The sequence below is a fragment of the Microcoleus sp. Pol12A5 genome, from assembly GCF_036701435.1.
GTDB lineage: Bacteria > Cyanobacteriota > Cyanobacteriia > Cyanobacteriales > Microcoleaceae > Microcoleus.
On the sequence record NZ_JAUBQU010000027.1, the window covers coordinates 1 to 20,990 of the forward strand.

General features: G+C 45.6%; 19 protein-coding genes. 12 read left to right on the forward strand and 7 right to left on the reverse strand.

All coding sequences use genetic code 11. From position 1 onward, the window contains the following. Positions 1-63: 63 nt before the first annotated feature. From QUA45_RS09915 to QUA45_RS09930, 4 genes are all read left to right on the forward strand, one after another. Entirely contained in the window at positions 64-2,340 is a 2,277-nt protein-coding gene (locus QUA45_RS09915) for an NHL repeat-containing protein (protein ID WP_333220517.1), read from the forward strand. Between the two features lie 561 nt (positions 2,341-2,901). After that, the gene (locus QUA45_RS09920; protein WP_333220519.1) at positions 2,902-4,905 is read left to right on the forward strand and encodes a cation:proton antiporter domain-containing protein; all 2,004 of its coding nucleotides are present in this window, start codon (positions 2,902-2,904) and stop codon (positions 4,903-4,905) included. Between the two features lie 796 nt (positions 4,906-5,701). After that, positions 5,702-7,360 carry an alpha/beta hydrolase gene (locus tag QUA45_RS09925; RefSeq protein ID WP_333220521.1) on the forward strand — a complete coding sequence of 553 codons (1,659 nt, stop codon included), beginning with the start codon at positions 5,702-5,704 and terminating at the stop codon, positions 7,358-7,360. 331 nt (positions 7,361-7,691) lie between these two features. Beyond that, the gene (locus QUA45_RS09930; RefSeq protein ID WP_333096729.1) at positions 7,692-7,916 is read left to right on the forward strand and encodes a hypothetical protein; all 225 of its coding nucleotides are present in this window, start codon (positions 7,692-7,694) and stop codon (positions 7,914-7,916) included. A 272-nt stretch (positions 7,917-8,188) separates the two neighbouring features. Here QUA45_RS09930 and ilvC read toward each other — a convergent pair whose 3' ends face one another. Next, positions 8,189-9,238 (reverse strand): ketol-acid reductoisomerase, encoded by a 1,050-nt coding sequence (gene ilvC / locus QUA45_RS09935; protein ID WP_333040067.1) that lies wholly within the window; start codon positions 9,236-9,238, stop codon positions 8,189-8,191. A 23-nt stretch (positions 9,239-9,261) separates the two neighbouring features. Then, a complete protein-coding gene (locus QUA45_RS09940; protein WP_333220523.1) occupies positions 9,262-9,417 on the reverse strand; it encodes a hypothetical protein in 156 nt (51 codons plus the stop codon). A gap of 130 nt (positions 9,418-9,547) precedes the next feature. Here QUA45_RS09940 and gloA2 point away from each other — a divergent pair, with 130 nt between their 5' ends. Both gloA2 and QUA45_RS09950 read left to right on the forward strand, forming a co-directional pair. Beyond that, positions 9,548-9,934, forward strand: coding sequence for an SMU1112c/YaeR family gloxylase I-like metalloprotein (gloA2, locus tag QUA45_RS09945; RefSeq protein WP_333096725.1), 387 nt, complete (start codon positions 9,548-9,550; stop codon positions 9,932-9,934). A gap of 43 nt (positions 9,935-9,977) precedes the next feature. After that, entirely contained in the window at positions 9,978-11,270 is a 1,293-nt protein-coding gene (locus QUA45_RS09950; RefSeq protein ID WP_333096723.1) for an endonuclease/exonuclease/phosphatase family protein, read from the forward strand. A 97-nt stretch (positions 11,271-11,367) separates the two neighbouring features. Here QUA45_RS09950 and QUA45_RS29155 read toward each other — a convergent pair whose 3' ends face one another. The 3 genes from QUA45_RS29155 to QUA45_RS09960 all read right to left on the reverse strand — a co-directional run bounded on the left by QUA45_RS29155 (position 11,368) and on the right by QUA45_RS09960 (position 13,592). After that, positions 11,368-11,547: a transposase gene (locus tag QUA45_RS29155; RefSeq protein ID WP_445305299.1), complete on the reverse strand. Its 180-nt coding sequence runs from the start codon at positions 11,545-11,547 to the stop codon at positions 11,368-11,370. Positions 11,548-12,041: 494 nt separating this feature from the next. Continuing rightward, positions 12,042-12,590: a DoxX family protein gene (locus QUA45_RS09955; RefSeq protein ID WP_333220525.1), complete on the reverse strand. Its 549-nt coding sequence runs from the start codon at positions 12,588-12,590 to the stop codon at positions 12,042-12,044. Positions 12,591-12,689: 99 nt separating this feature from the next. After that, the gene (locus tag QUA45_RS09960; protein ID WP_333220526.1) at positions 12,690-13,592 is read right to left on the reverse strand and encodes an SMP-30/gluconolactonase/LRE family protein; all 903 of its coding nucleotides are present in this window, start codon (positions 13,590-13,592) and stop codon (positions 12,690-12,692) included. A gap of 264 nt (positions 13,593-13,856) precedes the next feature. Here QUA45_RS09960 and QUA45_RS09965 point away from each other — a divergent pair, with 264 nt between their 5' ends. From QUA45_RS09965 to QUA45_RS09990, 6 genes are all read left to right on the forward strand, one after another. After that, on the forward strand, positions 13,857-15,005 hold the full coding sequence (locus QUA45_RS09965; RefSeq protein WP_333220528.1) for an L-dopachrome tautomerase-related protein: 1,149 nt from the start codon (positions 13,857-13,859) through the stop codon (positions 15,003-15,005). Positions 15,006-15,066: 61 nt separating this feature from the next. Then, positions 15,067-15,486, forward strand: coding sequence for a fasciclin domain-containing protein (locus QUA45_RS09970; protein ID WP_333220530.1), 420 nt, complete (start codon positions 15,067-15,069; stop codon positions 15,484-15,486). Positions 15,487-15,543: 57 nt separating this feature from the next. Further along, positions 15,544-17,121, forward strand: a complete 1,578-nt coding sequence (locus tag QUA45_RS09975) for a GMC family oxidoreductase (protein ID WP_333220532.1) — start codon at positions 15,544-15,546, stop codon at positions 17,119-17,121. 43 nt (positions 17,122-17,164) lie between these two features. Beyond that, positions 17,165-17,668 (forward strand): DUF1622 domain-containing protein, encoded by a 504-nt coding sequence (locus tag QUA45_RS09980; RefSeq protein WP_333220534.1) that lies wholly within the window; start codon positions 17,165-17,167, stop codon positions 17,666-17,668. Between the two features lie 83 nt (positions 17,669-17,751). Then, positions 17,752-18,183 (forward strand): HPP family protein, encoded by a 432-nt coding sequence (locus tag QUA45_RS09985; RefSeq protein WP_333096708.1) that lies wholly within the window; start codon positions 17,752-17,754, stop codon positions 18,181-18,183. Positions 18,184-18,255: 72 nt separating this feature from the next. Further along, positions 18,256-18,603, forward strand: a complete 348-nt coding sequence (locus QUA45_RS09990) for a colicin V family bacteriocin (RefSeq protein WP_333220536.1) — start codon at positions 18,256-18,258, stop codon at positions 18,601-18,603. 21 nt (positions 18,604-18,624) lie between these two features. Here the strand turns inward: QUA45_RS09990 and QUA45_RS09995 are convergent, their stop codons facing one another. Then, positions 18,625-19,233: a heme-copper oxidase subunit III gene (locus QUA45_RS09995; protein WP_333220538.1), complete on the reverse strand. Its 609-nt coding sequence runs from the start codon at positions 19,231-19,233 to the stop codon at positions 18,625-18,627. 29 nt (positions 19,234-19,262) lie between these two features. After that, a complete protein-coding gene (ctaD, locus tag QUA45_RS10000; protein ID WP_333220540.1) occupies positions 19,263-20,936 on the reverse strand; it encodes a cytochrome c oxidase subunit I in 1,674 nt (557 codons plus the stop codon). Positions 20,937-20,990: the final 54 nt, after the last annotated feature.

The window sequence follows — 20,990 nt, forward strand, 5'->3', positions numbered from 1 at the left end:
ATAGCGACTTGACTTAAGAACACTCATTTGAGTCATTGTCAAGTACAATTTATACCAAATTAGATGAGCTTACCCTGGTTAAAACCGGGAATTACCCCGAACGAATATCCAGATTTTGTTCCCATTTACCAAAGTATTGATAATTTCCTAGTTAACTACCCGAACGAAACAGATTTTTGGGAAATTGTTAACAAAAATTTGACGGAAAAGGTGCTTACTGAAAATCCGGTACTGACAGATGTTACGATTCAACTGGAAGTTTTGCCAACGGAGAGATTGCCCTACGAGCGCGCCAGTACAGTTTTCCGGAGTCAAGCGGGCAAAATCACAGAAGATTGGAATTTTTCAGTCAAAGACTACGCAATCAATCACCAAGGATTGAACAAGCTCAATCTCGATATAGATTACCAGTACAAGCCGGAAATCGCTCCCAATGAATATCCCGATTTTGTGCCAATCTACAAGAGCCTTGATAACTTTTTAACCACATATCCGAACGAAACTGATTTTTGGGAAGTTGTCAATAAAAACTTGACTCAAAATATCCTCAACGAAAATCCTGCCTTGGCAGCAATTAAGATAGATTTCAACGTTCTGCCAAGCCAAACCTTGCCCTACAACCGCACCAGCAAAGTTACTCGCACTCAACCCAGCAATCCTCAAGGAACTTTCCTAGTTGGCAATAGCCGGGGAAATAATGTACTTCGGTTTGACGGCAATACCGGCAATTTTCTAGGGGAATTTATTCCACCGGGAAACGGCGGTTTGTTCAATCCAGATACGATCGTTTTTGGACCCGATGGCAATGGCGATGATAAGTCGGACATTTACGTTACTAGCGGCGACAAGCCCGGAAATTCGGGAGAACCGACAGCCTCTGCGGTATTGCGGTATGACGGAATTACTGGCGCCTTTATTGACAAGTTTGTCGGCGATAATCCGAACACGGCGGCCGATGAAACTGGCGGATTGTTTCGCCCTTACGGTTTAGCTTTTGGCCCTGACGGTAATTTTTATGTCAGCAGTTTTTTGAGTGACCAAATTCTTCGATATAACGGCAAAACAGGACAATTTATTGATGTATTTGCTTCGGGAAATCAGCAAGCAGGAGGATTGAATGGCCCGAACGGTTTACTGTTTGCGCCTGACGGCAATTTGTATGTGACAACGGAGGGGAGTGTTGCGAGCAACGGTCAAGCTGATTTTAGCGCAAGTTTCCCCAGTCAGGTGCTGCGTTACAACCCCCAAACCCGGCAGTCAAGTATCTTTGCTTCGCCCGATCCTTCGCCTCGGGGTCAGGGATTTGCAAGTCTTTTGGGAATGGCAATCGGGCCCGCTGACGGCGATCTTTATGTCAGCGATTTTGCTAACGATATCAGGCGCTACAATTTAAAAAGTGGGGAATTGGTCAAGGTTTTATCTACCAATTATACTGATACTTCGCCCAGTAGCAATTATGTAGGTAGTTTGGCCTTTTCGCCGATCGGCAATTTGTTTGCAGTTGGCTTTGACAACCGCGCTAATGCTAACGGTGCCGGCGCCGTTTTGCGGTATAATGGCAAGACTGACGAACCGCTGCCCATATCGGGAAATCCTGGGTCCAGTAACAGTTCTATTTTTGTCCCTCCCGACAGCAAGCTACAGCGTCCAATAGGAATTGCTTTCTTTCCATCCGATGCTCAACTGACCCAGAAATGGAATTTTACATTGGCAAATTACCCAATTAATCATCAAGGGTTAAACAACCTGAATATTGATGTAAATTATAAGTACCAAGACGGGATTCAAAATTATCAGTATCCTGATTTTGTGCCTATTTACAAGAGCATTGACAATCTTTTAGTTAACTACCCGAACGAAACAGATTTTTGGGAAATTGTTAACAAAAATGTGACCGAAAAAGTGCTTGCTGATAATCCGGCAGTTTCGTCGGTGACGGTTAATTTGGATGTTTTACCGACGAACCGATTGCCTTACGAGCGCAGCAGTACCGTTACTCGCACTCAAGATGGTAAATTAGGCGAAGCCTGGGATTTCAAGATTGCTAATTACTCGATCGCTCACCAGGGTTTGAATAACCTCAATATTGATGTCAAATATCAGTACAAACCAGGAATTACGCAGGATGAGTATCCAGACTTTGTGCCGATTTACAAAAGCATCGACAGTTTCTTGACTAATTATCCCAATGAAACGGATTTCTGGGAAATTCTTAATAAGAGTTTGACGCAAAAGCTGCTAGCCGAAAATCCGGCTTTGGATTCGTTGCAAATTAATCTGGATGTTTTGCCGACTAACAGATTGCCTTACGAGCGAGCTAGTATTGTGTCGATCGCTTAGCATATCATTGAAAATTAGATGGAAAAATCTTGACAAGAAATACATACTTAGCTACCGTAAGGGTAAGGTTAAGTACGTTGCGTAGAAACCGAGTTGTTTCTCGTCCAAGACTAACCCATTTAATTTGTCTGTTGTGGTGAAAAACCCGGTTTTTTTTAAGAAACCGGGTTTCTGAATTAGACCGAGTTTGCCAAGCTCCATCTTGGGATATATGTCTGTGTCTCCCTGCATTTGATACCTAAATAGTGGTGGACGCAAATAGGATCACAAACCAGGTTTCGGCGTTAACGTCGATCGCTCACAACCTGTTATTTTGAATTTTAACCGGGTTTTTGTGACTCCAGGACTGAAAAAGATAGTTTTTTATCGGAGTTCGTGATGCACCTAATTTATAGTCATCAAACCCATGTTTTCCCTATAAACCTAGTTGCTACCGCCCAGTATTACTTATTACCAATTAGGCTGTAATTTATTGATAATACCTCTTTAGATTGATAGATATTTTGATTATTTGATTTTAAATATAATAGCAGTTCGCTGCCAATATTTAGGGTGAAATTTATGTTAACTTCCGGGCCGATTACCGCTCCCGTTCCCGTTTTTCTAGTTCTTTTAGCAATCATGCTAATCGCGCCGCTGGTATTTGAGCGCTTGCGACTGCCGGGAATAGTCGGTTTAATTATTGCTGGCGTAATCGTCGGGCCCAACGGTCTCAATTTGCTGCAACGGGACGCTACTATTGTTTTGTTAGGTACTGTAGGATTGCTGTTTTTGATGTTCCTAGCGGGACTGGAAACTAGCCTCGACGACCTCAAACTAAATGCGGACAAAGCTGTCATATTTGGGCTGGCTACTTTTTCGCTACCGATGATATTGGGGACAGCAGCGATGCTGCTGTTGGGATATAGCTGGCTGGCTGCAATTTTAGTCGCTTCTTGTTTCGCTACGCACACACTTTTAGCGCTGCCAATTCTCACCAAATTGGGATTGATGCGAACTCAGACTATTACTACGACTTTGGGCGGGACTTTAATTACGAATGTGTTGGGCCTGTTGGTGCTGGCAATTGTTGTCAAAGCTTTCAAAGGAAATCTCACTCTCGAATTTTGGCTGTTTCTAATTCCATCTCTTGCTATCTACACTTTTGGTACTTTGTGGGGAGTTCCCAAAATCGGTCGCTGGTTCTTTAAGAAATTCGGTCACGACGAAAATGCCGAATTTATATTTGTATTGGCTACCCTATTTCTAGTTTCTTACGCAGCAGAAATAATTGAAATTGAAGCAATTATTGGTGCGTTTTTATCGGGAATTGCCATTACTCAAATTATTCCCAAAATGAGTCCCTTGATGAATCGGATTGAGTTTATTGGCAATACGCTGTTTGTGCCGTTTTTTCTGATTTCTGTGGGGATGTTAATTGACCCGCTAATTTTGGTGAAGCAGCCGCAGTCTTTGTTGGTGGCTGCGGTGATGATTGTAGCTGAGGTGGTGAGCAAGTTTTTGGCAGCTTGGCTACCGGGGAAATTATTTCGTTTTGAGTTTCCCAGCATTATGGTAATGTTCGGTCTTTCTGTTGCTCAAGCTGCTTCTACTTTGGCGGCGATTACGGTTGCTTTTGAGATTAAATTGGTCGATCGCGTAACGGTGAACGGCATCATTGCCATGATTTTAGTAACTTGTGTCGCTTCTCCTTGGATTGTATCTCGGTGGGGTCAACAAATGCAGCAGCCGGGGTCGAGTTTGCCGACTCCTAGTTTGGGAAAGCTTTCATGGGGAGAGCGAGTTTTAGTGCCTGTTGCTAATCCGAATACGGAAGATAATTTGCTGCGTTTGGCTTTGATTTTAGCCAAAAAATCTCAGGGAACTTTGCTACCGCTGCATATTTTGTCCGATCGCGGGGAAGCAATTTTGCCCGCAGAGAAAATGCAGCAAACTCAACTTTTGAAGGCTGCGGAAACTGTGGCTCATGCCGCTGCTTGTGCGGTTGAACCGATCGCGAGGATAGATGATGCGATCGATCGCGGAATCCTTCGGAGTGCAACCGAACGCGAGGCTAGTTTAATTGTTTGCGGTTGGAAGGGATTTTCTACGACTCGCGACAATTTTTTTGGCAGCATCATTGATAATGTGGTCAGGCGATCGCCCGTACCCGTACTGATTGCTCGATTTCCCGATCCTCTCCAGAATACAGCCAGAGTTATTTTGGCGGTAACTGACAGCGAGTTGACTCGGTTTGGGTTTCAGGAAACCGTGAATATTGCTAAGAGTTTGGCAGAGGAACTTAAGGCGAGTTTGCAAGTGTTGTTGGTGGCGACACAACGGGAGAAAAGCCAGAAAAGTGCGGCGGAGGTGGAAATTCTTTCTGAGATACCAGTAAATCTGGTGCGGGGAAATTTTATCAAGCTAGTTTCGCAGAATTTGTTAGAACACGATTTGCTGATTTTAACAACAATTTCTCAGCAACAGAATTTGTGGGAAAAACCGGGAACTCTCAAAGAACCGGAAGCGATCGCCCGGACTCACCAGAATATTTCGATGCTTGTTGTTTATTTTCCTGTATCTTGAGGAAGATTTTAACCGCCGATGATGTTATGAATCTGCATTCATCTGGGGTTAATGTTGGAGGACTAAAGCCAAGTGGCAAATTAAACAAAGGTATGTAGTTATGCTTGTGCGATCTTTCTTAAGCTAAGAGCGCACAATCGCAACTACATACCTAAAATTTAACCCCCTATTTGTGACAATTGTGTAAGCTGTTGTACATTTAATTTGTATGTTGAGGGCGGGCAGGATGCCCACCCCACAAGAGGAAAAAATTATTTTACTATGCAATTTAAATGCGGATTAGCTTAAGTCCTATATTTAATCCTAATTCAACGGAATTGCTAGCAAAACTTCCGCTGCGCGACTCTGAAATATACTAGATAGCCGTACATAGTTTTTAGGCAAAACTTTGATAGCTAATCGATAGACCCTATTTTGAATCTTGCCCTTACCGCAATTTGGCTTAGTGCCTTAAAAAATATCAAATCCGGTATCATCAGAATTAATATTACCCCCAGTCAGGACACGCGCCGTGCAGTTTCCGGAAAATTAATCTGGCGAGCAGATCGCTCTTTTCACTCGTGAAGTTTGTATTTTTTGGGCGGTCGGTAAAAAAATCCTTCAACTCATCATCGTTAGCACCCGCACAAGAAGTGTACTTAGGTACCGAATGTGCGATCGGCAAGTAAATATGCGTAGGTGCTTTGCCGATCGCACCCCGATGAAGACAATTTCTCGGCATCTAGGACAATTTCTCGGTATCTGGGAGAATTTTGAGAATATGGTGATCTACCCCCTCTAGTTCAATAAGGTAAAAATGAGCATCAGACCAAATTTCAGATGGTTTTCTTCGGTGGCGAGTGTTTTGGGTTCGATTTCGATTAATCCTTTCAGCGACGTGACATCTCCTGTAAAAGCTGCAGAAACTGTTGTTGTCCGCAAAGGTATTTTAGAATCTTCAATATCGGTTGCAGATTTGCGCGAACTCGCAGAAACAGGAAATGTCCCGGCAAAACTGCAAGCTTATGCCAATCTCCTGTCCTCCGAACAGCGGAGTAAAATTTTTCGGGCGCTGCAAGCGAAAATTCCCTTAAATGTAGTCGGCCTGAGCAACTTGCTAAATACGGGCATCGGCACTGCCATCCTGACGGATTTGACTACAGTGATACCCAGCGGCGACGGTGGGGGTGTGGAAGCGTTGCGAGCGGCTCTGCTGCAGGGAGCCAACGCGCCAGAAGGCTTATCGGTATTGAGTTTTATTGAATCTTATCCAAGCTCGCGGGTCGTGGTAGATCTCGATCGAGCTTTCGCAGTTTTGGGAAATATGAACGCAAGTTTTTGGCAAACTCAGCGCTTTATGGCGGCGATCGCACCTCAGTTAGCACCGGTTAAACCCCTGTTTAACCTGCCTTTCGATCCAACCCAACCCGGCCCTAATTCGGTGCAGGTACGGGCGCTAGATTTGAACGATAGCGCCCGCAATCGACCTATTCCGGTGGATGTGTATTGGTCGAAAGCTGCAACAGCCGACAAACCGACGATCGTCTTTTCTCACGGGTTGGGTTCCGTCCGCACGGATTTGCGCTACTTAGCGGAGCATTTGGCGTCTCACGGCTATGTAGTAGCAGCTTTAGAACATCCAGGCAGCAACGAGACGAATACCAATGCTGCGATGGCGGGGAAGTGTCCCTTGCTAGCTCCTCAAGAGTTTTTAGACCGTCCCAAAGACATCAGTTTTGTACTCGACGAACTGACAAAATTGAACCAAACTGATGATAACTTGCAGGGGAAAATGGCGATCGATCCATCGGTAATAATTGGCTATTCTTTCGGGGGCGCTACAGCCTTGTCCGTGGCCGGCGCCGAACTGCAATTGAGTGGACTCAAACAGCGGTGTCAGGGAGATTTGATTGGGTTCAGCTTAGGCGAAGGCATTCAGTGCGCGGCGGCCGGATTGCCCGAAGAACGGTATCAATTGCGGGATGGGAGGATTAAAAGGGCGATCGCCATGAATCCTATCACATCATTACTATTTGGAGAAACGGGTTTGAGTTCAATTGAAATTCCTACATTAATAGTAGCATCTTCTGCGGACAAAACCACTCCCGCCTTAGCCGAACAAATTGCCGGCTTCCCAAAGATTCCATCTCCCAAATGGCTAGTCGGTTTTGTAGGAGGAACCCACTTAAGCGTCAAAGATACCAGTACAACTTTAAACCAAGTTCGGAGACCTAGCACAGTCATTACCGGGGATGAATTTGTCGGCGACCAAGCTGCTAGCATACGCAATTATATAAAAGCTGTAACTTTAGCCACCGCCGCTCAACTAACTCCTGAAGCTGACAAATATGCAGTTTTTCTAACGCCCGAATACGCCCAATTTGCCTCTACCAATGAAATCCCGGTGCGGCTGGTAACAGAAATTTCCCCTGAAATTAATGCAGTAGTGCAAACTTTTATTCAAGGAAATAAGTAGTCATTAATAATTAAGTAGGTAAACGCCCAAAAACCTAGTATCTTCTACAGTTCTCGACCTCGAAAATAATTAGGTAGGGTGCGGAGGGCGCACCTTACCGCTATTAGTCATTAGCTAATAATTTGATGTCCGGTCCAACACCTATAATAAAAGTGTTTGTAGTGGTCGTTCGAGAGGACATCATATTGTGAGCAGCAGTCTTTTCTGTTCTCTGCGCGGCCGCGTAGCCCCGAAGGGTGTATTTTTCTTCTTAAGCTGTCTCTGATATATTTTGTCCGTGCAAGGGCAAAATATAACAAAGCGCTTTCACAAACTCTACCCCCAAACTGCCATGCTTAAAAAAAATCTTATCCCGCTGTTGCTGCTGTTTGCAGCCCTGTTTACCCTTTACGGCGACACCTTAACTTTTCTCCCCAAACCTGTAAGAGATACTAGCGTGGCAAGTCGGAAGTTTTTCGTCGGGTTGTGGCCAGATTGGTTGAGGCCGAGAGATTTCAACGAGAAAAGGCAAGAGGATATTGAAAAATTGCAAAAAACTCCTAGTCCCAGTCGATAGTTTTGACCTACCAGCGAAAAAGCCAGTTTCTATAACAATACTTAGCCATTTTCTTGTAGGTTGGGTGAAGCGAAGCACAACCAAACAATACGATTTGAGATTGTAGATTTTAGATTTTTCCTCCAATCTCAAATCGATTAAACTTGAAATTTTAGATTTTCATCAAAGCAGTAAGGTGTGCATTGCACACCCTACAGATAGAGGTTATGCCTCCAGGACTGTTTTAGATTGGTCTTCCCATCTAAAATCTAAAATCTAAAATCTAAAATTGATTAGGCGTGCTTTTTCAACCAGCTAAACATAGCTCGCAAATCTTTACCAACTTCTTCAATAGGATGTTCTGCTTCCTGACGGCGCATGGAGGTAAAGCCTGGTTTGCCGGCTTGGTTTTCGAGCACGAATTCGCGGGCAAATTGGCCGGATTGAATTTCGCTGAGAATTTTCCGCATTTCGGCGCGGGTTTGATCCGTAACGATGCGGGGGCCGCGAGTTAAATCGCCGTATTCTGCGGTATTGGAGATGCTGTCGCGCATTTTGGCGAGGCCTCCTTCTACTACTAAGTCAACGATAAGTTTAACTTCGTGCAAACATTCAAAATAAGCTAATTCCGGTTGGTATCCGGCATCAACTAAAGTTTCAAATCCAGCTTTAATTAAGGCGCTCAAACCGCCGCACAAAACTACTTGTTCGCCAAAAAGATCCGTTTCTGTTTCTTCGCGGAAAGTGGTTTCCAGAATGCCGGCTCTGGTGCCGCCGATACCTTTAGCATAGGCCATTGCCCGATCGCGCGCTTGACCGGAAGCATCTTGATATACTGCAAACAAACTGGGAACACCTTCCCCTTGTTCGTAAGTGCGCCGCACCAAGTGTCCGGGGCCTTTGGGGGCAACCATTACTACGTCTACATTGGCAGGGGGAACAACTTGGCCGAAGTGAATGTTAAAACCGTGAGCAAATGCTAAAACATTTCCTTCAGAAAGGTTCGGTTCGATTTGTTCTTTGTAAATAGTTTTTTGAACTTCATCGGGCAATAAAATCATGATGAAGTCAGCGGCGGCGGCTGCTTTGTCTACCGGGTGAACTGTTAGACCCGCGTCGGTTGCTTTGGCGGCAGATTTGCTACCGGGATACAAACCGACAACGACATTCATGCCGCTGTCTTTGAGGTTGAGGGCGTGGGCGTGTCCTTGGGAACCGTAGCCGATGATAGCAATCGTTTTGTTGGCTAAGAGGTCTAGGTTCGCGTCGGTGTCGTAATACATACGGGCCATAGTGCTTGTTTCCTGAGATGCAAATTGAGTGATTGACTGCAAAACTCTCATTTTATCAAAGTAGGGTACTTTTTTTACATAATTTTTTCAATTAAGATTTGTGCGGGGGAAAATAAAGACCGATCGCGCTGAATTTCGCAGGGTTTTTCGCCGAGTCTGCGATCGTCAAATATAATTGTTAATAGCGTGCTGTGCATTTGAACAAACCTCACATCTTCGACGATTCTCAAGAACAGGATTTCCAGCCTGTGAAGCGAGAAAATTCACTTTTTGTGGAACAGGCCGGCAATCCTGTTCATAAAAAGCTTATTGAGAATGGTGCAACATCTCAGAAAAACGCAACTAACTAAGTTTTTTAAAATGAAAATAAAAGCAATACATCATGTGGCGATTATTTGCTCTGATTACGAAGCCTCCAAAAAATTTTATGTAGAAGTATTGGGATGTTCCATTATCAAAGAAACTTTCCGAACCCAGAGAAATTCTTACAAACTAGATTTGCGAGTCGGAAACGGCGACACCCTTGAGCTTTTCTCATTTCCCCATCCTCCCGAAAGAATTAACAATCCTGAAGCTTGCGGTTTGAGACATTTAGCTTTTGCAGTTGATGACATCGAAGAATCAGTTACATACTTAAAATCTCAACGAGTAGAAGTAGAAGAAATTCGCCTTGACGAGATTACAGAAAAACGGTTTACATTTTTCCGAGATCCCGACAACTTACCGTTAGAAATTTATGAAATTTAGAGCAACCAGCCAATCTAAAAAAGGTTAGCAGAGAAAATAAACAATGGACTCTCTCATCAGAAACACAATCACGGTAGGATTGCCTACTTTAATGCTATTTATCGCCATATTAGCTACAGGAAAAACAGGTGACGCCGCCGTTTGGTCGGGTTTGGTCAAAGTCGGCGGTTCCTTTGGTATGCTGATCGGCTTAGGTGTGTTGGTATTTGTAGGATTTGTTGCCAATTCGTTTAGTTATTTTGTGATAGATAGCTTGCTGGTGAGATTTTATCAAAAGCGGCGAGAGTTGGAACAGGAAGAACAACTGGTAAGAGAAATTGATAAATTGCCGATTACTAACGACCTTAAAATCAAGCTTAAATGGGCGGTGATGCACAGCATACCAAACAAAAACCTTAGTTTAAAACACATAATTTTAAAATGGTTTATTATCGCAGCAACTGTAAATGTCGTATTGTCAATAGTCGGTTATTTAGGACAATTCAACATTTTTTTTGAATTGAGTTCTCATTTTAAACTACAATACCTAGTGGTTGGTTTCTCTACTTTTATATTTTTCGCTCTCGTGCGCTCAAAAAAACTATGGCTGCTGGTGAGCGCATTTTGCATTATCATTAATTTGGCGGAAATTGTGCCTTGGTATTTTCCAGCGCCAGCAGTTGCCGCAGTAACTCCCGGACACAACTTGCGGATTTTGCATTCAAATGTTTTAAGGAGTAATCGGCGATATTCTGAGGTGATCTCGCTGGTTAAAGCAGAACAACCTGATATCGCGGTTTTTGTAGAAGTTAACTCAACTTGGGCAAAAGAATTATCGGTTTTAAGCGAGATTTTTCCTTACTTTTCTACCCAGCAAGAATCTGAGAGATTTGGCAGTGCAATATACAGCAAGCTGCCTTTAGAAAATTCCTCTGTTAAAGCCTTTTCAAATCGAAGAAAGAGCTTGTCGGCGGATGTTAAATTTCAAGGTAAAATCATTTCTCTGATTCTTGCTCATCCGACTGTGCCAGTCAAACAAGAGAGTTTTATCGATCGCAATAAACAGCTAGCAGGCATCGGCGAGTATGCAGCCCAAGTCAAAAATCCGCTGATTGTGGTTGGCGATTTCAATACCACAATGTGGTCGCCGTTCTACAAAAATATGGTAAAAACCGGAAATTTGCGAAATGCGCGATCGGGGTTTGGCATTTTACCGACTTGGCCGACTTTTATGCCACTAGCTTATATTCCGATCGATCACTTTCTAGTCAGCAAAGAAATTGGTGTTTTGAAGATTCGTACTGGTCGCAATGTCGGTTCGGATCATTTGCCATTAATTACAGATTTGGTCCTGTGAAGGCAAGATGCTATATTTTATCACAACTTATTGATTAACTAGGCTATTGATTAGTTGATCGGCAAAACTCACCATTAAAGTGCCAGTAAGCAAACATCTAACGAGAGTATTTTTTAAGATTTTTCAAACCATAACCAGAACGTTTTATGAACTGGAGCTTGTTTTTTATACCCTCAACACCACGACTTATACTCATATTATCAAAGTAAGCAATAATCTCATCTAGCCAACGGATAATAGTGTGCCGGCTGTCAGAAAAATATTTTTTTGCTCTCAAGTGTAATTCTCCAGGTTTACATAATCCCTCTCGCCAATTTATTTACCGCTCAATAGTTTCTCTAAAGTTTTCTTTTAAGTCAGGCATTATCTTGAGAGCGAGATACATATTTTTTAATCGGGCTATTTTTATTATTTTATTTAAATTGAAGTTTTATTCATTCTTCGATAAGGGTCATTGAGTTAATTACATCTATTAATACAGCACAGTAATTACCTTGGCTTTTAATTAAGGCTGTTTCATCAATTTCTAGTTATTTAATTAATGATTGATGGTTTTGACGATAATACTTATTTGGAGGCGTATTTTAAGCTTCTTTCTATCCGGGCAAGAACTTGATTCAGTCTTTTATATATTTGTTCATCTTTATTTGCTCGGGTTACTATTTATTTAGCAGAGTCAGCCTCGCTTTAGGCCAAAACTGCGATCGCACAATAGGTAAAGAGCGATCGCGAAATGCTAATAGTCTAGCTAACAGACTGCCAACCAATAATTTAGCCTCTAAAAATTAAAGCATCCAGCGAATATGCACCAGGCCCTAAAATGGCGATCGCAATCAGCATCAAGCAGTACATAAACGCTTTTTCCCAGCTTGGCGGTTCGCCCTTGCCATTTGGCCCTTCATACTGCCCTTGAGGAATTAAATACGGATCGCTAGCAACAAAAGGCAACCGTTTGGATATATCTAAATAGATAGCGAATAGCATTGAACCGAGAATCGGCAGACTTGCTAAGAGTGTGAGAAATCCCAGAATCAGGCAAACTCCGCCAGCTAACATGGAAGCTGCTGAGAGAAAGCACAGAAACAGCGGCATTTTCAGAGCATCAGACCACTCCCGAAGATGTGTTATTTTTGGGTAGCCGTGCAGCAGGAATAAGCCGCCGACACCCACTCTCAACAATAAAAGTGCCCAGCCGGGAAGGTCGGCCGGAAAGACGGGATTGAGTGAACTAAGCAGTTTGAAACTTAGTTCTGGCAGATGAGGTGAAACTTGAGCGAACAGAAGCGCGATCGCCAAGCCAAGAGCAAATTTATAAATCATTTTGTCATTTCCAATCTATTGAGATATTCCAAACTGGACATGATGAAACGTCAAGTACAGATTCGTAAATAGTCGGCTATACAGCCTTTTCTCTTCTACTTACTGCACCCCGCGAGTGTTGAGATCGATCGCATACAAAGAGGTGCCAGCCGCAATCAAAAGGCGATCGCGCTGGGCTCCCCCAAAAGTCAGGTTAGCGCACGTCTCCGGTAGCGGAATTTTCCCCAAGCGAGTACCGTCGGGCGCGTACACTTGCACGCTATCTTTGGAACTCGTAAAAATATTGCCGTGTTCGTCCGTTCGCAACCCGTCGGGTTCACCAGGATCTATGACTGCGAACACGCGGCCATTGTCCGCATCGCCATCGCCTACAACATCATAGGCGCGGATGTGGTGATATCCTTCGGGCATATTGAAAGCTGAACTATCCGACACATACAGGATGCTTTCGTCTGGATTGAAGGCGAGGCCGTTGGGGCGCAACATATCCGTCACCACTGCATCGATCGCACCCGTCGCCGGATCGAAGCGGTACACAAAACATCCAGGCTGTTCCTGTTCGCCGCCGTATCCCTGGTTTGGCTGCGTGAGGCCGTAGGGGGGGTCAGTAAACCAGATCGTGCCGTCACTCTTCACTACCAGGTCATTCGGGCTGTTGAGGCGCTTGCCTTGGTAGCGATCGACTAACACCTGCCATTCGCCGCTGTGTTCGCGGCGGACGATCGCGCGCAAACCCGACGAACACGAGACAAGGCGACCTTCGCGATCGCGGTAATTGCCACTTTGATAGTCGGACGGATCGCGCAAAACGCTCACTCCCTCACTGGGACTCCAGCGCAGCAGGCGGTTGCCGTGAGCGTCACTCCACACCACGCTATCATCTTCATGGAAATAAACCGGGCCTTCGCTCCAGACTGCACCGCTGGCAACCTTCTGGAGTGAAGCACCAGGACGCAGGAGCGATTTCATGCGATCGTCATAAATATTGATGCCTTCAAGCATTAGTATTTTCTACCATTTTCAAGGTCATTTATATCCTGAAATAACGATTATTCAAATACAAATCAGTCTTTAGATATAAATCTCACTTAAGCCATTAGATAGATATTAAAATCTTCTCAATAATGTTAACTTAACCGCAGCGAAATATCCAAAAAAGTTGTTGTGCTTTGTTAATTAAATAGCAGGCTAGACCTTTTTTAGATATAATTAACATCTAAATTTCTGCTTTTTTAAATCATTCATAATCTTAATAGGATTAGTGCAATGGCGAACTTGGTCGCAACCGAACCTTTGGCCGCTATGCCTTCATTGCCTGCTGACAAATCCGCTGGCAATCTAGAGCTAATAACGCTATTCGATGGTCCCATGCCCATCGGTGTTGCCGTATCCAAGCAAGGGCGAATTTTCATCAGCTACCCCCGTCTGGTTGACGATGTAGAATTCACCGTTGCGGAACTCAAACAGCCGCCAGAAAAAAACGGCAATCCCGTTCCCTATCCCAATGCAGAAATCCACAAGTTAGATTCAGCTTCGCCCTCAGAACGGTTGCTTTGCGTACAAGGCATGACCATCGACGCACGCGATCGCCTTTGGCTGTTAGACCACGCAAAAATTAAACAAAATTCAGTTCCTCCCGGCGGCCCGAAACTGGTGGCAATTGACCTGGAAAGCGATCGCATTGTCAAAAAAATTCTCTTTCCCGAATCCATCGCCTCTGCCAATTCTACCCTCAATGATGTGCGCGTCGATCTGCGCTGGGGAGAAGAAGGAATTGCCTTTATTACCGACTCATCGGAAGAAGGGCCTAACGGCATTGTTGTCGTAGATTTAGCCTCTGGAAAAAGTTGGCGCAAACTCAATGACCATCCTTCAACTAAACCAATTCCAGGCTTTTTGCCAGTAGTCGAAGGCCAACCGATGATGGTGCGCCACCCAGGCCAACCGCCCAAACACATTCACACCGGTAGCGATGGCATTGCCCTCAGCGGTGACGGTCAAAGACTGTTCTATTGTCCCCTGGCAAGCCGGCACCTTTACAGCGCCAGCATTGAAGCATTAGTTAATCAAAATCTACCTGATGAAGAGGTGGCGGCCACAGTCATAGATCACGGTGAAAAAGGCGCTTCCGGTGGCATGGTTTCCGATGCTAAAAATCGCCTTTACGTGACGAACTACGAAAACAATTCGATTTTGCGCCGCCTACCGGATGGTACGTTGGAAACAGTCGCACACGATGCGCGAATGCTGTGGCCGAATTGCCTTTTTGTTGCCCAAGACGGCTATCTCTACTTTACTGTAGACCAGTGGAATAGGAACCCCAGCTATCATAATGGGCAAGACTTGCGCGAGAAACCTTACAGCTTATTTCGCATCCGAATTGATGCAGGGCAAGTCTTGCTAGATCGCCACTAAAATCGCGTTGGTAATTTCAAGTTTAACTGTAAAACCCCTGTAAATATTAAGGAGATTGACAATGCCTGACGTTGTAGATACTGCAATCAATGCCGGTACTTTCGCTACTTTAGTAACGGCTCTCAATGTTGCTGGCTTAGCAGAGGGTTTAAAAGCAGAAGGGCCGTTTACCGTTTTTGCTCCAACTGATGAAGCGTTTTCTAAACTGCCATCGGGCACTGTAGAAGCTTTGCTAGAAAATATCCCGGATCTAATCAAAGTTTTAACCTATCATGTCATTCCCGACCAAAAAATCACAGCAGCAGAAATTGGCAAAACTGATTCTGTCACCACCTCCGAAGGTTCAACGCTCAAGATTAATACCTCTGATGGAGTTAAGGTAAACGATGCTAAGGTAGTCACTCCAGATGTGGAAGCAGATAACGGTGTAATTCACATCATTGATACTGTTTTGATTCCTGAATCTCTGGATAGTATTTAACCAGTGAGCTAAGGTAAAATTATTCTCAAACCAGCACAATTTGGCAAAAACTTGGCAATGGTAAATCCCGCGAATCACTACGATATCATCATTATTGGCACAGGTGCGGGTGGAGGTACGCTCGCTCACCGTCTCGCACCGACTGGTAAAAAGATTTTAGTGCTAGAACGAGGCGACTTTTTGCCCAGGGAAAAAGCTAATTGGAGTGCGCTAGAAGTTTATCAAAAAGAGCGCTATCACACGGACGAGCGCTGGTACGACAGGGAAGGCAAGGAGTTTAGACCCCAGACAGGCTATTGGGTTGGCGGCAATACAAAAGTTTATGGTGCGGCTCTTTTGCGGCTTCGAGAACGAGATTTCGATCGCGTAATTCATAAGGGAGGAATTTCTCCAGAATGGCCGCTCAAATACGCCGATTTTGAGCCATATTACACGCAAGCAGAAGCACTCTATGACGTTCATGGAGAGCGAGGAACCGATCCAACTGAACCGCCGTGCAGCCAACCTTATCCTTATCCGGCTGTCAGCCACGAACCTGATATGCAGGTACTCGCAAATGAGATTCGAGAACTTGGCTACAATCCGTTTAATTTGCCATTAGGATTAAAGCTGAATGAAGGCGATCGCACAAAAAGCCCTTGCATTCGCTGCGATACATTTGACGGCTATCCTTGTTTAGTAGGCGCGAAAGCCGATGCGGATGTGAATGCAATTCGTCCTACCCGCGAAAGGTATGCCAATTTTACCCTAATAACTAATGCAAAAGTCCTGCGACTGCATACCAGCAAATCAGGGCGAGAGGTGACGGGGGTAGAAACAGAAATTTTAGGGGAGCGGCAGCAGTTTACAGGCGATATTGTGGTGGTTTCCTGCGGTGCAATTAATTCGGCTGTGTTGTTATTGCAATCGGCAAACGAGAATCACCCCAATGGATTAGCAAATAGTTCCGATATGGTGGGGCGGAATTTGATGAAACATCTGGCAACCGCTCTAGTTTCCATGCACCTAGAAGTGAATCAAGCTAGCTTTCAAAAAACAATTGCTGTAAATGATTATTATTGGGGAGAGCCGGATTTTCCTTACCCAATGGGCATGGTACAAAATACTGGCAATGTGTTAGCTGATATGCTGCCGGCTGAAGCTCCTGGGCTTATGGCTCCGCTGGTAAAATTGATTCCTGAATATGAGCGGCATTTGATTGCTGAGCGCTCTGTTGGTTGGTGGTTGCAGACAGAAGATTTGCCAGATCCAAATAATCGCGTTCGGGTGGCGGGCGACAAGATTAGCCTAGATTATACGCCGAACAATACGGAAGCAGGCGATCGCCTAATTCACCGGTGGACATCTGTACTCAAATCCCTCAACCGTTGTTGTGCCAAGCACGTCATTCCCTTTAGCCTGTATCCCCGTGCCCAGATGCCGGTACAATCCGTTGGTCATCAATGCGGTACTTGTCGGTTTGGCACAGACTCCAAAACCTCAGTCCTTGACCTGAATTGCCGTACCCATGATGTTGATAATCTCTACGTTGTGGATGGCAGTTTTTTCCCCTCCAATTCAGGCGTTAACCCGACGCTGACAATTATGGCAAATGCGCTGCGCGTTGGCGATCGCCTAGCGCAAAAGCTGAAGTAGCAAGGGGCAGATTCGTTGTTCGTGGTGAGATAACTAACAGTCTATGAAACAAGAGCTTTTCATCGAATCACTCATCAACCTGTTATTGCCTCTGGGCCTGATTTTTGGGCTGGTACTTCTGTTGAGCCTCAATGTTGGAGCAGGGGCGCCAGTAGAAAGTGCAGCTATTCCTTTGGAGTCCTGGCTCAAGCTAATCGTGGGCTATTTGGCAGCAGGAGCAGAAATTGCGGCTGCAATTGTCATTGGCCTGGGTATCATTCGGGGAATTTGGGAGTATCTGCATCAGTTGTTATTGCGTTCGAGATACCATGTAGATGCAACTGAAGGTATTCGTCTGAAACTGGGACGAGTGCTGGCATTGGGGCTGGAATTTACCGTAGCGAGTGATATCCTGCGTACCGCAGTTGCACCAACCCGCCAGGATATTTTGAATTTAGGGGCGATCGTTCTGCTGCGAACGCTGTTGAACTACTTCTTAGAGCGTGAGATCAGGCAGGGAGAGCAGCGCCGTTTCAATGAGAAGAGCGCCATCGCAAAGGAAGCATGAGCCGAAATCGTTCCAGCTTAAAACCAATAGAAGGTGCAAATCGATCCATAAGGCGCAGATTAACTCTCAAGGGTGAGCTCGCATTGGCCGTAGCACCCACTGCAATTGTGTTGGGCGTATTCGCTTTGGTCGAAGTGCTAAGTCGCCAACGCCTTTTATTTGCCTCCCTGGCTTCTAGTGCGTTTCTAATTTACCTAGATCCGCAGCACGGTACGAACACTATGCGAACGCTGAGCCTTGCTCAAATAATGGCAGCAACAATTGGCTGGATTGCGTACATGATTTTTGGTTCTGGATATCTCTCCGGTGGCATAGCTATGGTGGTGACAATCGTCCTGATGATCCTGCTGGATGTCGTCCATCCCCCTGCCGTCTCTACTTCCCTAAGTTTTGCTTTGAAGGCGAGTAACGAAAACAACTTAGTTTTGTTTGGTTTAGCCGTCGGCATTACTGCCCTGTTGGTGGGATTGGAGCGCTTTACTCTGTGGGTGTTAGCTCGCTACAGCACATCTTAGTCTCGCTGTTGGTGCAAACCTGACCCATGATTTCCAAAATCTAAAGTTCCAAGTTTTAAGGAGGTTACGACGATGAATGACAAACAGCAATCTGAATCTGACGACAAACATCTCAACGATCCTCAAAAGAATGCCGATAATCATCCGATCGCCACAGGATTGGGCGCAGTCGGCGGCGGTGTTGCCGGTGCGGCCATTGGTAATTCTGTTGGGGGAAAGGTTGGTGCTGCCATTGGTAGCATTGCAGGAGCGATCGCGGGTGGTATTGCCGGCAATGCGGTGGCTGATGTTGCTTCAGAGGCGATCGCCGAAATTCAGCCTGCGAGCGGGTTAGGTTTAGGCGCTAATGCTAAGCCAGTTGAATTGCCCAAACATTACAATTGGGAAGAATTACAAGCACTCTCAAAACCGCAAGGGTAGAGTTTGGGCAAAGAAATAGAACTACCACAGATAAACCAGCGAGAACAAAACAATCCAAATCACATCAACAAAGTGCCAAAACAAAGAAGCTGCACTCACGCCGAAGTGACCGGCATTGTAATTGCCCGGAATGAAAGAACGCACAAGCATAATTAGCTGCAAGATAATCCCGACAAAAACGTGCAAACCGTGAAACCCCGTCAGCAGATAAAATGTCGCGCCAAATAACCCCGTCGTCAGCCCAAAAGATAGGTGGTTCCACTCGATCGCCTGATTAACTAAAAAGTAAGTTCCCATCAAGGATGCCAGCAGCCAAAGCAAGCGAAATTTCGCTAGTTTCCGGCGATCGAGGGCGCGTTCGGCAAAGTAAAGGACAAAACTGCTGGAAACCAGTACCGCCGTGCTAATCGCAGGTTTAAGCACCTCTAATTTCGGGACACCAGGAGGCAGCCAGTTGGGAGTTGTCTGCCGCAAGATGATATAAGCCGCGAAAAAACTGAGGAAGACCATGCTCTCCGAAAGCAAGAACGCGGTAAAGCCAAACATCGCGTTTCCGTGTTCTTGAGAATTTTGCTTGCTTCCTTTGGGCGAGGAGTGGGGCGATCGCCCTGAATGCGTAGGATTTGCCATAAGTAACTCTTTCAGGATGGAAATTGCAGCTATTCTTGAGCAGAAGCCTGGGCGATCGGATCTGGAGAATCGACGTAGTGGTAAGGCGGCAAAGTCACAACCGGAATCTGGGCAAAATTCTCAACAGGCGGCGGCGAAGAAACCGTCCACTCCAACCCCGTAGCGTGCCAAGGATTATTAGTGGCTTTCGGGCCCTGCAACGCGGAAACCACCATATTGACGATAAAAGGCAGCGTCGCCACCCCCAGCAGAAATCCCCCCAAACTGGCAATAACGTTCAACCCTTGGTATTGCCGGTCATAGGAGGCAACTCGGCGCACCATCCCCTGCAAGCCCAACGGGTGCATCGGAAAGAAAGTGAGATTAGCCCCGATAAAAGTCAGCCAGAAGTGGATTTTACCCCAACCCTCGGCATACATCCGCCCCGTCATCTTGGGAAACCAGTAGTAAATTGCTCCAAAAATCGCAATTGTTACAGTGTTGAAGACAATGTAGTGGAAGTGGCCGACTACGAAATATGTGTTATTTACGTGCAGGTCAAACGGCACTGCCCCCAGCATGACACCAGTGATGCCACCGAAAAGAAACATCACCACACCTCCCAAGGCAAACAACATCGGCGTTTGTAGGTGCAGCTTTCCGCCCCAGACAGTAGCAGTCCAAGCGAATACCTTGACACCAGTCGGTACGGCCACCAACATCGTGGAGAACATGAACAACATCCGCATCCAGCCAGGGGTGCCGCTGGCAAACAGGTGGTGTACCCAGACGAATATGCTGACTAGAGAAATGGCAAAGGATGCGATCGCGACTGATTTATAGCCAAACAAAGGGTTGCGGGAAAAAGCCGGCAGTATCTCCGAGAAGATGCCAAAGGCAGGCAGCGCCATCACGTAAACTGCTGGGTGTGAGTAAAACCAGAATAAGTGCTGATAAAGAATCGGACTGCCATCGTTAAAGGGATCGAAAAAGGTTGTCCCCAGCGCCAAATCGAAAAACAGCAGCACCGCAGCCGCAGTGAGGGCAGGCAGGCAAAACAGTTGCAGCAACTGAGCACTCAAAACCGTCCAGACGAAGATGGGCATCCGAAACCACGTCATGCCCGGTGCCCGCATCCTGAGTATCGTCGTCACGAAGTTAACTCCCCCCATAATCGACGAGATGCCCAGCAGCGCGATACTCAAAAGCCAGATCAGTTGACCGTTGATTAAATGACCCGACGGGTTCTGGATACTAACCGGCGGGTAAGACCACCAGCCAGCCTGGGCGGTACCGCTGGGCAGGAAAAAGCTCGACAGCAGTAACAAACCCGCCGGGGGAACTATCCAGAAGGAGATGGCATTGAGGAGAGGAAACGCCATGTCCCGCGCCCCAATCATCAGCGGTATTAGATAGTTAGCTAGACCCACCAGACACGGGAACACCCACAGGAAGATCATCATCGTGCCGTGCATCGTGAACAAGCCATTGTAGAGGGGGCGATCGACTAGATTTAATTGCGGTTGGATCAGTTCGGCGCGAATAATCATCGAGAATAAACCCGCGATCAGGAAGAAGATAAAGGCAGTGATTAGGTATTGAATGCCGATAACTTTGTGATCTTTACTGAATCTGAGGTAGCGCCCCCAACCAATCGGATTTTCAGTGCGCTCGCTTTCAGAATTATTACCACCGGCAATGTTTTCAATCGAGTTATTTGTCATCTTTCAGTTGTTAATTATTAATAAACAGGAAATTTGGTTTTTTGCCGATGGTTC

Excerpts from the sequence above, each read along its gene's own strand:
- QUA45_RS09955 (WP_333220525.1), bottom strand. The coding sequence starts at position 12,590 with ATGATTTATAAATTTGCTCTTGGCTTGGCGATCGCGCTTCTGTTCGCT.
- QUA45_RS09975 (WP_333220532.1), top strand. The coding sequence starts at position 15,544 with ATGGTAAATCCCGCGAATCACTACGATATCATCATTATTGGCACAGGT.
- QUA45_RS09970 (WP_333220530.1), top strand. The coding sequence starts at position 15,067 with ATGCCTGACGTTGTAGATACTGCAATCAATGCCGGTACTTTCGCTACT.
- ilvC (WP_333040067.1), bottom strand. The coding sequence starts at position 9,238 with ATGAGAGTTTTGCAGTCAATCACTCAATTTGCATCTCAGGAAACAAGC.
- QUA45_RS09920 (WP_333220519.1), top strand. The coding sequence starts at position 2,902 with ATGTTAACTTCCGGGCCGATTACCGCTCCCGTTCCCGTTTTTCTAGTT.
- QUA45_RS09960 (WP_333220526.1), bottom strand. The coding sequence starts at position 13,592 with ATGCTTGAAGGCATCAATATTTATGACGATCGCATGAAATCGCTCCTG.
- QUA45_RS09930 (WP_333096729.1), top strand. The coding sequence starts at position 7,692 with ATGCTTAAAAAAAATCTTATCCCGCTGTTGCTGCTGTTTGCAGCCCTG.
- QUA45_RS09995 (WP_333220538.1), bottom strand. The coding sequence starts at position 19,233 with ATGGCAAATCCTACGCATTCAGGGCGATCGCCCCACTCCTCGCCCAAA.
- QUA45_RS09915 (WP_333220517.1), top strand. The coding sequence starts at position 64 with ATGAGCTTACCCTGGTTAAAACCGGGAATTACCCCGAACGAATATCCA.
- QUA45_RS09980 (WP_333220534.1), top strand. The coding sequence starts at position 17,165 with ATGAAACAAGAGCTTTTCATCGAATCACTCATCAACCTGTTATTGCCT.
- QUA45_RS09925 (WP_333220521.1), top strand. The coding sequence starts at position 5,702 with ATGAGCATCAGACCAAATTTCAGATGGTTTTCTTCGGTGGCGAGTGTT.
- QUA45_RS09990 (WP_333220536.1), top strand. The coding sequence starts at position 18,256 with ATGAATGACAAACAGCAATCTGAATCTGACGACAAACATCTCAACGAT.
- ctaD (WP_333220540.1), bottom strand. The coding sequence starts at position 20,936 with ATGACAAATAACTCGATTGAAAACATTGCCGGTGGTAATAATTCTGAA.
- QUA45_RS09950 (WP_333096723.1), top strand. The coding sequence starts at position 9,978 with ATGGACTCTCTCATCAGAAACACAATCACGGTAGGATTGCCTACTTTA.
- QUA45_RS09965 (WP_333220528.1), top strand. The coding sequence starts at position 13,857 with ATGGCGAACTTGGTCGCAACCGAACCTTTGGCCGCTATGCCTTCATTG.
- gloA2 (WP_333096725.1), top strand. The coding sequence starts at position 9,548 with ATGAAAATAAAAGCAATACATCATGTGGCGATTATTTGCTCTGATTAC.